Raw genomic sequence first — 13025 nt, forward strand, 5'->3', positions numbered from 1 at the left:
GCGTCATTCCGCTGCCGTGGGGGCCGGCATGGCGGGCGCGTCCTCGCGGGCGCGGCGCGAGTGCCGGCGGGTCGTGCGCAGGCGGTTGACGAAGGCGGCGATGAAGATCGCCGTCAGCACCAGCACGATCGTCGCTGCCGGGGCGCTGTCGAGGAAGAAGCTGAGATAGGTGCCGATGAGCATCGCCGACACGCAGACCGCGACCGAGACGATCAGCATCCGGCCGAAGCTGCGCACCAAGAGGAAGGCGATGGCGCCAGGCGTCACCAAGAGCGCCACGGCGAGGATCAGGCCGACCGAGGTCAGCGTCGCGACGATGGTCAAAGACAGGCTGGCGAGCAATCCGTAGTGCAGGAGGCCGGTGTTGAGCCCCGAGGCCTGGGCCTGCGCCGGATCGAAGGCATGGAGGAGCAGGTCCTTCCATTTCAGCAGCAGCAGCGCCGAGACGACCAGCGCGATGGTGCCGGAGGTCACGAGGTCCTTGGCGCCGATCCCCAGCATGTTGCCGAACAGGACGTGGTCGAGATGCTCGTTGGTGTGGATCGAGGTGTAGAGGATGATGCCGACCCCGAACATGCCCGAGAAGACGACGCCCATCACCGTGTCCTGCTTTACCCGGCTGTTGTGCGAGAGATAGCCGGTGAGCAGCGCGCAGGTCATGCCGGCGACGAAGGCACCGACGATCAGCGGGATGTTGAGAACCCAGGCGAGGACGACACCCGGCAGCGTGGCATGGCTGACCGCATCGCCCATCAGCGCCCAGCCCTTGAGCACCAGGAAGCAGGAGAGGAGGGCGGTCGGCGGCCCGACCATCAGGACGATCCAGAAGGCGTTCTGCATGAACGGGAACTGGAACGGCAGGAGAAGCTGCTCGAGGCTCATGCCGCTTCCTCCCGGATGGCATCCGGCCGCGGCGTGGCGAGCGCGGCGGCGGCCTTGCGCCGGGCGGCGATCAGCCCGTGCTTGGGCGCGAAGACGAAGGCGACGAGGAAGATCACCGTCTGCAGCGTGACGATCACCCCGCCGGTCGCCCCGTCGAGGAAGTAGCTGAGATAGGCGCCGACGAAGCTGGTGACGGCGCCGATGGCGACGGACAGGCCGATCAGCCGCGGAAACCGGTCCGACAGGAGATAGGCGGTGGCGCCGGGCGTCACCACCATGGCGATGACGAGGAAGGCGCCGACGGTGACCATGGCGGCGACGATCGCCGCCGACAGCAGCATGAAGAACATCACCTTCAGGAGGTCCGGCCGCAGGCCGATCGAGCGCGCATGGTTCTCGTCGAAGAAGGTGACCATCAGGTCCTTCCATTTGGCGAGCAGCACGACGAGGCAGACGAGACCGATGATCGCCAGCTGCAGCGTGTCCTCAGGCGTGATGGCGAGGATGTTGCCCATGACGATGGTCTGGATCGACACCGAGACCGGGCTGATCGACACCATGAACAGGCCGAGCCCGAAGAAGGAGGTGAAGATGATACCGATGATGACGTCGATCTTCAGGCCCGAGCGTCCCGAAAGGAACAGCATGGCGCCGGCCGCCAGCCCGCCGGCGATGAAGGCGCCGAGGGAAAAGGGCAGGCCCAGCATGAAGGCGCCGGCAACGCCCGGCACGACCGAATGGCTGAGCGCGTCGCCGATCAGCGACCAGCCCTTCAGCATCAGATAGGCCGACAGGAAGGCACAGACGCCGCCGACGAGGGCCGAGACCCACATGGCGTTGGTCATGTAGCTGTACTGGAACGGCTCGAGCAGCGTGGTGATCATCGCCGCTCCCCGTCCTGCGGGGCCTTGCCGGACGTCCTGGTCGGTGCGGCGGCAGCGCGCGGCTCGCCGTAATGGACGAAAGCGCGCTCGTCGTCGGTGATGATCGAGAGTTCGCGCGGATCGTCGTCGTCGTGCAGGGCAGCGCCCGCGAGCGTCACGTGGCGCAGCACCCCGCCGAAGGCGCGCTCCAGATTGCGCCGGGTGAAGATCGTCGCGGTCGGCCCGTAGGCCAGCACCGTGCCCTTGACCAGCACGACCCGGTCGCAGAACTCCGGCACCGAGCCGAGATTGTGGGTGGAGACCAGCATCACCCGGCCTTCCGCCTTCAGCTCGCGCAAGAGGGCGACGATCTGCTCCTCGGTCTTCACGTCGACGCCGGTGAAGGGCTCGTCGAGGAGGATCACCTGGCCGTCCTGCGCCAGGGCCCTTGCCAGGAAGACCCGCTTGCGCTGGCCGCCGGAGAGCTCGCCGATCTGGCGGTGCCGCAGATCCTGCATGCCGACGCGCGAGAGCGCCTGGTCGACGGCGGCGCGATCGGCCGCGGCGGGGCGGCGCAGGAAGCCCATATGGCCGTAGCGGCCCATCATCACCACGTCCTCGACGAGGACCGGAAACGCCCAGTCCACCTCTTCCGATTGGGGCACATAGGCGACGAGGTTCTCGCGCAGCGCCTGCTTCACCGAACGGCCGAGCAGGGTGATCTCGCCGCGCGCCGCCGGCACGAAGCCCATGATCGCCTTGAACAGGGTGGACTTGCCGGCGCCGTTGACGCCGACCAGGGCGGTGATCGTGCCGCGCGGGATCTGGAAGGTCGCGTCGTGCAGCGCGGTATGGCCGTTGCGATAGGTCACGGTCACGTTGTGCGCCGAGATGCCGTCGCCGGTCGCAGTGCTACCGGCCGGCCGGTCGTCCGCTACGTCAGACGTCTCGCGCGTGATGGTCATGGGGTGCCTGTCAGATCCCTTGGCTGCTCGGATGGGGAAGCCGTCGTGCGAAGGTCGCCGCGGCTTGCCACCGTAGATGGAGAGGCGGTTACTGGCTGTCCACTGCCAGGCCGTCGGCAATCGTCTCGGCGTCGGTCCGCAGGAGGTCGAGATAGGTCGGCACCGGCCCGTCCGGCCCGGACAGCGAATCCACGTAGAGGACGCCGCCGAAGGTCGAGCCGGTCTCGCGCGCCACCTGTTCGGCCGGTGCGGAACTGACGGTGCTCTCGCAGAACACGGCGGGAATGTCGTTCTCGCGCACCGCGTCGATAACCTTGCGCACCTGCTGCGGCGTGCCGGTCTGGTCGGCGTTGATGGGCCACAGATACAGCTCCTTCATGCCGAAGTCGCGGGCGAGATAGCTGAACGCGCCCTCGCAGGTGACCAGCCAGCGCCGGTCTTCCGGGATGGCGGCGATCCGGTCGCGCAGCGGCGCGATCGTCTCCGTGATCTGCTGCTTGTAGCGCTCGGCATTCGCCCGGTAGGCGTCGGCATGGTCCGGGTCGTTTGCGGCGAGGGCGTCGCTGATGTTGTCGACATAGACCATCGCGTTCTCCAGCCCCATCCAGGCATGCGGATTGGCCAGGCCCTCGTAATCGCCCTCGGCGATAGAGATCGGCGCGATGCCGTCGCTCAATGTGGCCGAGGGCATGTCGCCGAGATTGGCGACGAACTGCTCGAACCAGCGCTCCAGATTGAGACCGTTCCACAGGATCAGGTCGGCGCCGCTGGCCCGCACGATGTCCTGCGGTGTCGGCTGGTAGCCGTGGATATCGGCGCCCGGCTTGGTGATGGACACCACGTCCGCATGCTCGCCGGCCACGTTCTGCGCGATGTCGGACAGGATCGTGAAGGTCGTCACGACCTTGAGCCGCTCCTGCGCTGTGGCGCCCGTCGCCAGGAGCGCTGCGGCGAAGGCGGCGAGGATCGTCGTTCGAACGAACGGCATGGGGTCTCCAATCTCTATCGGTCGGTGCACGCTGCCTGCCAATTCCGACTTTTGCAAGTGCAAATCGTTTGCAACTGGGTTCCGTGAGGAGCGCGATGGTTGCCTGCGGGATGTAGGCCTCCGAAGGCTGCGCGGCACCGCCTTTCGTATCCCGCCGTCACCCTCGCCATCACCGCCGATGTGTCCGGTCTGGACGGCCTCGCATCAGCTTTCGTCGGCACAGTCGGATGGAGCGATCCCACGGTATTTCAAGCTGGCCTGAATCATTAAGATTTGATTAGAACTTGAGCGAATGGTTAACGGGCGGAAAACGGCATGGCATTGAGTGAACTCGTTGTACGGACACGGGCGGACAGCGATGCGCTGCGCCGGCAGGCGGTCGAGGTCGAGGATGCCGTCTGGGGCCCGCTGGGCTTCCTGAACCATACACGGGCCCATCGCGAACATTACGACAGGTTGCTGGAAGACCACGCCGACCTTCAGCTCTGCCTCGTCGACGAGGCGACGGGCCGTCCGGTCGCGCTGGCCAATTGCGTGCCGGTCGCGTTCGCAGGCGATCTGTCCGAACTCCCGGCGGAAGGCTGGGACTGGCTGGTCGAGACCGGCGGGACCGGTCGCCGCAGCCAGGCCAATGTGCTGGGCGCGCTGGCCATCTCGGTGCCGGTCGCCGAACGCGGCAAGGGCTATGCCTTCCGGATGATCGGCGAGTTGCACCGGATCGCCCAGGCCAATGGCTTCGAGCGGATGATTGCGCCGGTGCGCCCCTCCGCCAAGACCGTGCATCCCCATGCGTCCATGGCCGATTATATCGGCTGGCAGGACGAGCGCGGCCGTTGCTTCGATCCCTGGCTCCGCAGCCATCTCGCGCAGGGCGGCCGGGTGGTTCACCCCTGCGAACGCTCCATGGTCGTCAGCGAGCATATCGCCTTCTGGGAGACCTGGGCGGGGCGGCGGTTCGAGACCTCGGGCGATTATACGCTGGCCGGTGGGCTGGTGCCGGTCGCCATCGACGTCGAAGGCCAGCGCGGCACCTATTCGGAACCCAATGTCTGGGTGGCCTACACGCACTGACCCTGCGGACGGCCGACGTAAGCCGTCAGCGCCGGGGCACTGTCTCCGTCGGCTGACGCCGGCGCTTGCGGAAACGACAGGGCCGCAAGCGCCTCGGCACTCATGCCGGGCTCGCGGATCGTGCGCCACAGCCACAGGGCGCGGGCGACGCGGCCATTGCCCATGGTGAAGGGGCGCAGCATCGCGAAGAGCTGCACCGCCTCGTCGGCCGAGGCCAGGCCGGAGCGGGTGAGGGCGAGGAGATCGGCGAGCGCGTCCGGCAGGGATGGCACAACGCCGTAGTGATCGGCGGCGTCGGGCGCGACCGGCGCCTCCCGGAGCACCGCCCCCGGCGCCAGATAGGCGGCGAGGATCTCCAGATTCGCGACCCGGGGCTCGTTGGCCGCGAGGAATCCCCGATGCGCCGCGATAACGGCTTCGCTCGGCTGTTGCGTTTCGCCGCTGCGCCGGAGGCTGTCGGCCACCAGTGAAGGGACCCAGCTTCCGAACGCCGCGGCGGCCATGTCGAGCGGCATGGGCGGGTCCATCCTTTGGTGGCGCGGCGGCTCCTCGGGCGAGGATTGTGCCGAATGGGAATCAGCCTAACCCACCATTCCTTCAACTATTCTTAGCGCTTCGCCCCTAAGCCAAAGGGGAAAGCGAGATTGAGATGCGTGACATCCCGAAGAAAAGCGAGGCTCGCCCCCGGCCCAATCTGCGTCGCCTCGCGCAGGTCGTCGGCGGCACCGTGGCCGTGGCCAGCGCCCTGTTGATCTGTGTGATCGTCTATACGGGCATCAAGGCGAACCGCACCGAGGTTCAGGCCGAAAGGGCCAGGATCGAGAATGCGCTGAACCAGAGCGTTGCGCGGACCCTCGACCAGCAGAAGAGCGTCGCCTGGTGGGACGATGCCGTCCGATTGATCGTCGATACGCCCGATCTCGGTTTCATCGACAGCAATTTCGGCATCTTCCTGACCGAGACCTACGGGCACGACGAGGTCTACATCGTCGATTCCCTGAACAAGCCGGTCTACGCCTATCGCGACCAGGGGCGGCAGGACCCCGATGCCTTCGAGGTCCGCCGGCGAGAGGTGCTGCAGGTGCTGACGGCGACGCGCACGGGCGGCAATGCCGGCCTGGCGGAGCGCGACGATTTCTTCTCCGAACGCCAGAAGCATTACGAGGTGCTGAAGAAGGTGCTGGGCGTCGCGTCCTGGGAAGGGGCGATCCTGACCATTGACGAGAAGCCGGCCATCGTGACCGCCATCACGATCGTCCCGAATGTCGACATGACGCTGCTGCGCCAACCGCCTTACGTTCTCCTGAGCGTTGACTGGATCGACGCCGACTTCCTGCAGCAGCTCAGCCAGTTCCTGCTGATCCCGGACATCAACTTTACGGCGGATGAGAGCACTGGCGCCGCGACCGTCTCCGAGGCATTTGTCACTGACGACAATCTCTCTACCCGCTACCTCAACTGGACGACGAAGCGGCCGGGCCAGCCGCTCCTGACAATCGTGCTCCCGCTGGTCGCCGTTGCCGTGATCGGCCTCAGCCTGTTGTGCGCCGTCATGCTGCGCCGGCTGATCCGGGCTTCGAACGAACTGTCGGCCCGCGAAGCCGCCGCCCGCTACGAGGCCGCCCACGATTCCCTCTCCAATCTGCCCAACCGGCACGCCTTCGTCGTTGCCGCCAACCAGGCGCTTGACGGTCTGAGCGAACAGAACCGGGAGGGCGCGCTGACCATCGGCTATCTGGACGTCGATCGCTTCAAGGACATCAACGATACGCTCGGTCATCACATCGGCGACGAACTGATCAAGGCGTTCGGCGAGCGGCTGCGCCAACATCTGGAGCCGCAGGATTTCCTCGCCCGCTTCGGCGGCGACGAATTCGCAATCTTCCGGTCGCGCACGGGTGTCAGCTTCGCCACGCCGTTGGCGTCGCTGGTCGTCGAGGCGTTCCAGCAGCCCCTGCTGATCGAAGGTCACGAGATCACCGTCACCGCGTCGCTGGGCCTCGCCCGGTTTCCCGAGCATGGCGCCTCGATCGAGGAGCTGATGCGCCATGCCGACATCGCGCTTTACGAAGCCAAGCGTCTCGGCCGCGGTCATGCCGCCTGGTTCACGACCCAGATGGCGGCGAGCCTGCGCCAGAAGCGCGAGATCGAGATGGATCTTCTCGAGGCGCTGAACGGCGAACAGTTCGACCTGCACTACCAGCCGATCATTTCGGCGCGCTCCAACCGGATCGTCGCCGTCGAGGCGCTGTTGCGGTGGAAGCATCCGGTCAAGGGCATGATCAGCCCCAGCGTCTTCATTCCGATCGCCGAAGAGATCGGGCTGATGTCGAAGCTCGGCGACTGGGTGCTGAAACGCGCCATGACCTCGGCCGCGCTCTGGCCGGACATCGAAGTCACGATCAACCTGTCGCCGGCCCAGTTCTACCAGAGCGATCTGGAAATCCGGCTGCAGGAGCTGATCGCCGAGACCGGCGTCTCCCCGACGATGGTCACGCTGGAAATCACCGAAGGACTGCTGCTCGAACCCTCGCCCCGCATCATGGCGACGCTGCAGGCGATCCGGGACCTGAGGTTCCAGATCGCGCTGGACGATTTCGGCACCGGCTTTTCCAGCCTGAGCTATCTGGTCGAATACCGCTTCGACAAGCTGAAGATCGACCGCAGCTTCGTCAGCGCGATCTCCCAGGCGGGGTCGGCCCAGACCGTGGTGCAGGCGGTCATCCGCCTCGGCCATGCGCTGGGCATGGAAGTGGTCGCCGAGGGCGTGGAAACCGTGACGGACAGCGTCACCATGCGCTTCTGGGGCAGCGATTATCTGCAGGGCTACTTCTTCTCCAGGCCGCTGCCGGCCGAAGAACTCATCGCCTTCATCGGCTCGTACAATTCCTCCAGCGTGGCGCTGCAGTTCGACGAGGCGAGCAATCTGCTTCAATCGAACACCAACCTCGGCTAAGGGCTGGTCGGCAGGGCGGGCCTGCGCGGTGCGAAAGCACCGGCCTGCCCTTGCAGGATCGACGAGCCGGGAGAAGAGCGTGACGCCAGACAGGGACGGGCCGGCCGGAAACGCCAGCTACAGCTGGTCGGACTTCGACCCGGAATACTATTTCAACCATTATTACGGCGAGCCGCACGCCGATGACGAGGCGGTCATCCGGTCCGCCTGCGCCGCCTTCAAGCGCGCCGAGCCCCTGGGCGGCAAGCTCGACATCGTCGATGTCGGCACCGGGCCGAACCTCTTTCCGCTGATGTGCGCAGCGCCGCGGGCAAGGCGGATCACGGCCTGGGAATATGCCGAGAGCAATGTCGGTTGGCTACAGGCCGAACTGGCGGCGACGACCCTGCGTTCGCAATGGCAGCATTTCTGGCAGGTGGCGCAGGCCGCCTGTGAACCGGAACTGTCCTTGCCCGACGATCCGCTGCCGATGCTGCGTGCGACCGCCGAGGTCCGGCGCGGATCGGTCTATGATCTGCCGGAACGCACATGGGACGCGGCCACCATGTTCTTCTGCGCCGAATCCATCACCGAGAAGCGCAGCGAGTTCGATCTGGCCTGCAACCGCTTCGCCCGCTGCGTGAAGCCGGGCGGCAGCCTGATCGCGGCGTTCCTGGTCGGCTCGTCAGGCTATGCCGTGGCCGGCCGGCCGTTTCCGGTTCTTAACGTCTCGGAGGAAGACATCCTCGACGTCTTCGCGCCGCTGGCGACGGACATCCGGACCGAGCGGATCGGCATCGTCGAGGCGGAAATCCGCAGCGGCTATTCGGGCATGCTGTTCCTGACCGCCCGCGCCGTCTGACGGCCGGCTCACATCATCGACAGGGCGACGAGGATCGCCAGAGCCCAGCCGACGACCATGGCCGCGCCACCCCAGGCGAGGATGGCGCGAGGCGTCATCGTCCCGGGGTTCGGGATACGGCCGAGTTCGCGCAGGTGATCGAAGGGCATGAAGGACTGTCGTCAGGCGGCGGGACACGAAGTTACGGAGCGCCGCTGAAAAAGACGCATCCGTGTTTTCGTTCCGCCCGACAAATATCGGCGGCCAGTCCAAAGCTGTCGGTCGGCGTCCTCCCGCCAGTCCCGGCCAGTCGCCCGGCCGGGATCGGTAACGGCTCAGCGCGTCAGTTCTTGGCCAGCCCCAGGCCTTCGAGGACCGATTTCGCCTTGGCCGTGAAATCCGCCGCGAAGGCGTCGAACTCGCCGGGCGCGTCCCAGACCGGCGTGATACCCCTTTCCTTGAGCGACGACTGGACCTCGGGACGGGCATTGGCGCGGGCGGCCGCTTGATAGAGGATGTCGCGAGCCTCGGCGTCGATCCCCTTGGGCGCGACCAGTGCGAACCAGTTGGCATAGGACCAGTCCTTGCCGAGCGCCTCCCTGACGGTCGGTGCATCGGGGAAAGTCTCTGAACGCTCGTCCAGCATCACCGCGAGGGTGCGCACCCGGCCGGCCTCGAGGAGGCTCAACGCCTCGACCGGCGAGCCGGTGAACATGGTGATGCCGCCGGACATGACCTCCATCAGGGCCGGTGCGCCGCCCTGGCTCGGCACCCATTTCAGCTTCTGCGGGTCGATGTCGGCCGCTGCCAGAAGCCCGCCCGCGGCCACATGCCAGGATCCGCCGACGCCCGTTCCCGAGGACGAGTAGGTTCCGGCCGGCTCGCTGCGGACCGCCGCGATCAGTTGCTCCAGCGTCTCGAAGGGCGAATCCGCCGCCACGGTGACGCCGGCCGGGATGATCGCCAGGCGCGAGAACAGGTCGAGATCGTCGAGCGAGATGTCGGCCGTCCCGAGGGTGCGGTAGAGGCCGATTTCCGGGCTGGCGGCGCCGAGCGTGTAGCCATCGGCCTCGGCATTGATGATGGCCGAGTGGCCGGTGATGCCGCCGCCACCGGTGCGGTTGATGACGTTGACCGGCACGCCGAGCTCTTCCTGGAAGCCGGCGGCGAAGGTGCGCACCACGGCGTCGGTGCCGCCGCCGGCGGCCCAGGGCACGATGATCGAGATCGGCCGATCGGGAAAGGCGTGTGCGGGTCCCGAGACGGCGAAAAGGCCGGCGATCAGACCGGCCGCGGCATTGACGAGCAGTTTCATGATGTCCTCCCAGACGGATCGCGCCGGTTCCCCCATGAAGTCCGGCGAACAATCAGTCTGGATGACCTTCGGGAATGACGAAAGCGCGTCAGGGTTGTTTCGAGCGCAGACGCCCACGTGCGGCAGGCCCTGGAGCCTGCCGTGGGAAGTCGGCGCCGCCGAACCTTGCCGGCAGCGCCGCGGTCAGGCGCCGGTGATGCGGTTGCGCCCGGCGCGCTTGGCGCCGTAGAGCGCCGCGTCCGCCGCGGCGATCATCGCCGTACTGTCGGTTCCCTCGCGGGTGCCCGCGATGCCGCCGCTGAAGGTCGCCCGGAACAAGGTGTCGTCGCCGGCATGGCCGATCTGCGAGAACCGCAGGCGGATCCGGTCGAGCACGGCCTGCGCCGCCGCGACCGGCGTGTCGAGTAGCAGCAGGCCGAATTCCTCGCCGCCATAGCGGGCCACCACGTCGGTGCGCCGCAATCCGCCGACGAGACATTGCGACAGGGCCTGGATCACCCGGTCGCCGGTCTGGTGGCCATGGGTGTCATTGACCTGCTTGAAATGGTCGATGTCGATCAGCGCCACGGTCAGCGGCGCGCCGGTGCGCCGCGAGCGCTCCAGTTCCAGCGTCACCCGCTCCTTGAACCGGGCGTGGTTCAACAGGCCGGTCAGGCTGTCGCGCTCCATGATCTGGCGCAGCGCCAGCGCCCGTTCGGCCCGCATCCGCACGGTGGCCGCGAGATGGGCGAGGTCCACCGGCTTGCGGATGAAATCGTCGCCGCCGATCTGGCGGGCCTGCGTCTGCGCGGCGATATCGCGCTCGGCCGACAGGAAGACGATCGGCAGGGGCAGGGTCTGGCGCGACTGGCGGATGATCTGCGCCAGTTCGAGGCCGCTGGCGCCCGGCATGTGCATGTCGAGAAGGACGAGATCCGGCGTGACCTCGGCGATGTGCCGCAGCGCGTCGGCGGGATCGGTCACCACGCGGGCGTCCATGCCGGCCGCTTCCAGCGCCAGCGCGTAGCTTTCGGCAATCAGTTCGTCGTCGTCGACAATGAGGATCGACAGGCGCTGCTGGCGGTCGCCGCTGGTCTCGAAATCCGACAGCCACGCGCCGAGCTCGACCGTGTCGACGGGCGTGGCGATGATCGCCTCGATGCCGGCCCGGGCGACGGCGAGCCGCCGGGCGAAGGACGGCGCCGCGTCGGCCAGCACCACCCGCACCTGGTTCTTCAGGACACGGCTCAGCGCCAGATCGGGATCGTAAGCGCCGCACACGACCGCCGCGAGGCAGCCGTCAGGCACGCCGGACCGGCCGTCCACGGCCTCATAGCCGAGGCCGGACAGGGCCAGCAGCAGGCCGGAGATACGGCCGTCATCGGCAAAGGCGCAGACGATCTGGCGCGCCGGGCCCTCATCCTGCCGGCGCATGGCGGTGTCGAGGTCGGAAACGGCGAGGGGGGCTGCCTGGGCGGTCATGCGCCGTCTCCTTTTGCCGGTTCGCCGGCTGCGAGCCCGTCTGCGGCAAGATTGTCGCGGATGGCCGCGACGGTACCGCGAATGCGCGCGGCAAGTGCCGCGTCATCGGGATCGGCGGCAATGAAGTCTTCCAGCTCGGCAGCGCTTTTCGAGATGACGGCGAAGCCGAAGGTCCCGCCGGCACCGGCCAGCGAATGGGCGATGCGTCGCACTTCCTCGCGATCGGCGGGCGCGCCTTCGTCGGCGAGCCGTCCGGCCAGCGCGTCGAGCATCGCGACATGCGTGGCGGCGCGCGCGGCAAATTGTTCGCGCAGGCGCATCAGCCGGGCCTCGATGGCGGCGGTGTCGGGCTGTGCGCTCATGCGACGCCCACCACGAATTCGACGCCGATGTCGCGTCCGATCTGCCAGCGCGTGGTCACCCGGCGGGTGATCCCGGTTCCCACGATGGCGAGATCGAATTCCGCCGGCACGGCGAAATAGCTGTCGACCCTCAGCCGCGCGCCCGAAGCGGTCAGGTCGCGGACATTGCAATCGATGATGGTGCTGCGGCCGTTGATCAGGATCTTGGCCTGTCGCAGCACGCGCTGGCGTCGCTCCTTGCGGCGCTCCGTCGCCTGGGTGATCGGCGTCTGGCCCGACTGGGCTTCAGCCCGTGCGGGCGAGGCAGTCTCTGCGTCGCCGGCGGTCGGCGTGGCCGAAAAGGCCGTCACGGTCGCGGCTTCGCCGGTGGGCGCAGGACGCGCTGCGGCGATCAGGCCGTCGCCCCTGGTCCCGGCGTCCGGGTGAAGCGCGACGCCGATCTGCGGCGCGAGATGGACCTGCGCCCGGTCGAGGGTGAAGCCCCGGGTCAGCGCCTGGCGCAGGCGCTGGACCATGGTGTCCACATCCGCCAGGGCCGCCGGCCGGTCGACGATGATGACGAAGCCGTCCTCGCCGAGATGGCCGGCGATGTCGCCGGCGGACAGATGGCTGCGCAGTTCGGCGGCGAAGGCGTTCGACAGCCGCTGGCCGGCCATGTAGCCGAGCTCGGCGCGCACGGTGGCGAGTTCACGGATGTCGATGACGATGACCGCGAAGCGCCGGGCCGCGCCGGGGGCGGTGAAGTCGGCCAGCCGCGCCTGCATGAAGCGCTGGTCGTAGAGGCCGGTGGTGGCGTTGAATTCCAGCCGTTCCTGCAGCGCTTCGGTCCGGGCCCGGGCGCCTTGTGCGGCCTCGTGCCGGTCCACCGCGCCGCGCACGGCGCCGACCAGCTCGGTGACCTTCAGGTCCCGCTTCGAGACATAGTCGCTGAAGCCGCTGCGGAAGGCCTTGACCGCGGTCCGTTCGCTGCCGCCGCCGGTCAGCATGACGATAGGAGGCGGGTCCGACAGCATGGCATTGACGCGTTCGGCAACGGACAGGCCGTTGTTCTGGCCGAGGTCGTAATCCATGAGGATGCAGTCGAACGGCTCGGTGCCGAGGGTATCGAACAGCGCGGTTTCCGATTCCAGACAGGTGACCCGCATCCCGCCCTGCAGGGCAAGAAGATTGGAGACATAGTCGAGGAAGAGCGGGTCGTCGTCTACGACGGCGAGGCCGATGTCGCGGTCCATATGCTATCCGTCCATTTGCCTGCACCTTGGACATTGCCCAAGGGTGGGTGTTGCGCCGGATAGTCCGGGATCGGCGTTAAGGATGGATTGATAGCGCTTTGAATCCAGAT

Annotated in this window: 13 protein-coding genes; 3 read left to right on the forward strand and 10 right to left on the reverse strand. The window is 67.3% G+C overall.

Translation table 11 applies throughout. The annotated features are described in order from the left end of the window. Nucleotides 1-3 precede the first annotated feature (3 nt). From H9Q09_RS08975 to H9Q09_RS08990, 4 genes are all read right to left on the reverse strand, one after another. Nucleotides 4-882 carry a metal ABC transporter permease gene (locus tag H9Q09_RS08975; RefSeq protein ID WP_187390759.1) on the reverse strand — a complete coding sequence of 293 codons (879 nt, stop codon included), beginning with the start codon at nt 880-882 and terminating at the stop codon, nt 4-6. Continuing rightward, nucleotides 879-1766, reverse strand: coding sequence for a metal ABC transporter permease (locus H9Q09_RS08980; protein ID WP_024350188.1), 888 nt, complete (start codon nt 1764-1766; stop codon nt 879-881). Before H9Q09_RS08980 ends, H9Q09_RS08975 begins: the two co-directional genes overlap by 4 nt. Further along, complete coding sequence (locus H9Q09_RS08985; protein WP_210315283.1) at nt 1763-2710, reverse strand: manganese/iron ABC transporter ATP-binding protein; 948 nt, start codon at nt 2708-2710, stop codon at nt 1763-1765. Before H9Q09_RS08985 ends, H9Q09_RS08980 begins: the two co-directional genes overlap by 4 nt. Nucleotides 2711-2798: 88 nt before the next feature. Next, nucleotides 2799-3698, reverse strand: a complete 900-nt coding sequence (locus tag H9Q09_RS08990; RefSeq protein WP_187390760.1) for a metal ABC transporter substrate-binding protein — start codon at nt 3696-3698, stop codon at nt 2799-2801. A gap of 315 nt (nt 3699-4013) precedes the next feature. Between H9Q09_RS08990 and H9Q09_RS08995 the strand changes: the two genes are divergently transcribed. Beyond that, nucleotides 4014-4769 carry a transferase gene (locus tag H9Q09_RS08995; protein WP_187390761.1) on the forward strand — a complete coding sequence of 252 codons (756 nt, stop codon included), beginning with the start codon at nt 4014-4016 and terminating at the stop codon, nt 4767-4769. Here the strand turns inward: H9Q09_RS08995 and H9Q09_RS09000 are convergent. Continuing rightward, the gene (locus H9Q09_RS09000) at nt 4757-5284 is read right to left on the reverse strand and encodes a hypothetical protein (protein ID WP_187390762.1); all 528 of its coding nucleotides are present in this window, start codon (nt 5282-5284) and stop codon (nt 4757-4759) included. The two genes, H9Q09_RS08995 and H9Q09_RS09000, sit on opposite strands and share 13 nt — an antisense overlap. Before the next feature lie 134 nt (nt 5285-5418). Between H9Q09_RS09000 and H9Q09_RS09005 the strand changes: the two genes are divergently transcribed. Next, a complete protein-coding gene (locus H9Q09_RS09005) occupies nt 5419-7725 on the forward strand; it encodes a bifunctional diguanylate cyclase/phosphodiesterase (protein WP_187390763.1) in 2307 nt (768 codons plus the stop codon). Nucleotides 7726-7804: 79 nt separating this feature from the next. Next, on the forward strand, nt 7805-8566 hold the full coding sequence (locus tag H9Q09_RS09010) for a hypothetical protein (protein ID WP_187390764.1): 762 nt from the start codon (nt 7805-7807) through the stop codon (nt 8564-8566). Between the two features lie 8 nt (nt 8567-8574). On the opposite strand, the gene H9Q09_RS09015 is transcribed toward H9Q09_RS09010, so the two are convergent. The 5 genes from H9Q09_RS09015 to H9Q09_RS09035 form a co-directional block, all read right to left on the reverse strand. Continuing rightward, nucleotides 8575-8715 (reverse strand): hypothetical protein, encoded by a 141-nt coding sequence (locus H9Q09_RS09015; RefSeq protein WP_187390765.1) that lies wholly within the window; start codon nt 8713-8715, stop codon nt 8575-8577. 173 nt (nt 8716-8888) lie between these two features. Further along, nucleotides 8889-9860, reverse strand: coding sequence for a tripartite tricarboxylate transporter substrate binding protein (locus H9Q09_RS09020; protein ID WP_246716072.1), 972 nt, complete (start codon nt 9858-9860; stop codon nt 8889-8891). 183 nt (nt 9861-10043) lie between these two features. Next, nucleotides 10044-11321, reverse strand: a complete 1278-nt coding sequence (locus tag H9Q09_RS09025; RefSeq protein WP_187390767.1) for a diguanylate cyclase — start codon at nt 11319-11321, stop codon at nt 10044-10046. Next, nucleotides 11318-11683 carry an Hpt domain-containing protein gene (locus tag H9Q09_RS09030; RefSeq protein ID WP_187390768.1) on the reverse strand — a complete coding sequence of 122 codons (366 nt, stop codon included), beginning with the start codon at nt 11681-11683 and terminating at the stop codon, nt 11318-11320. Before H9Q09_RS09030 ends, H9Q09_RS09025 begins: the two co-directional genes overlap by 4 nt. Next, nucleotides 11680-12915 carry a response regulator gene (locus tag H9Q09_RS09035; RefSeq protein WP_187390769.1) on the reverse strand — a complete coding sequence of 412 codons (1236 nt, stop codon included), beginning with the start codon at nt 12913-12915 and terminating at the stop codon, nt 11680-11682. Before H9Q09_RS09035 ends, H9Q09_RS09030 begins: the two co-directional genes overlap by 4 nt. Between the last annotated feature and the right edge of the window lie 110 nt (nt 12916-13025).

It is taken from the genome of Aurantimonas sp. DM33-3 (assembly GCF_014334315.1).
Taxonomy (GTDB): Bacteria; Pseudomonadota; Alphaproteobacteria; order Rhizobiales; family Rhizobiaceae; genus Aurantimonas; species Aurantimonas coralicida.

Bases quoted from the DNA above. Each gene is read 5' to 3' on its own strand.
- H9Q09_RS09000 (WP_187390762.1), bottom strand. From the start codon at position 5,284: ATGCCGCTCGACATGGCCGCCGCGGCGTTCGGAAGCTGGGTCCCTTCA.
- H9Q09_RS09005 (WP_187390763.1), top strand. From the start codon at position 5,419: ATGCGTGACATCCCGAAGAAAAGCGAGGCTCGCCCCCGGCCCAATCTG.
- H9Q09_RS08995 (WP_187390761.1), top strand. From the start codon at position 4,014: ATGGCATTGAGTGAACTCGTTGTACGGACACGGGCGGACAGCGATGCG.
- H9Q09_RS08980 (WP_024350188.1), bottom strand. From the start codon at position 1,766: ATGATCACCACGCTGCTCGAGCCGTTCCAGTACAGCTACATGACCAAC.
- H9Q09_RS08985 (WP_210315283.1), bottom strand. From the start codon at position 2,710: ATGACCATCACGCGCGAGACGTCTGACGTAGCGGACGACCGGCCGGCC.
- H9Q09_RS09025 (WP_187390767.1), bottom strand. From the start codon at position 11,321: ATGACCGCCCAGGCAGCCCCCCTCGCCGTTTCCGACCTCGACACCGCC.
- H9Q09_RS08975 (WP_187390759.1), bottom strand. From the start codon at position 882: ATGAGCCTCGAGCAGCTTCTCCTGCCGTTCCAGTTCCCGTTCATGCAG.
- H9Q09_RS09015 (WP_187390765.1), bottom strand. From the start codon at position 8,715: ATGCCCTTCGATCACCTGCGCGAACTCGGCCGTATCCCGAACCCCGGG.
- H9Q09_RS09030 (WP_187390768.1), bottom strand. From the start codon at position 11,683: ATGAGCGCACAGCCCGACACCGCCGCCATCGAGGCCCGGCTGATGCGC.
- H9Q09_RS09020 (WP_246716072.1), bottom strand. From the start codon at position 9,860: ATGAAACTGCTCGTCAATGCCGCGGCCGGTCTGATCGCCGGCCTTTTC.
- H9Q09_RS09035 (WP_187390769.1), bottom strand. From the start codon at position 12,915: ATGGACCGCGACATCGGCCTCGCCGTCGTAGACGACGACCCGCTCTTC.
- H9Q09_RS08990 (WP_187390760.1), bottom strand. From the start codon at position 3,698: ATGCCGTTCGTTCGAACGACGATCCTCGCCGCCTTCGCCGCAGCGCTC.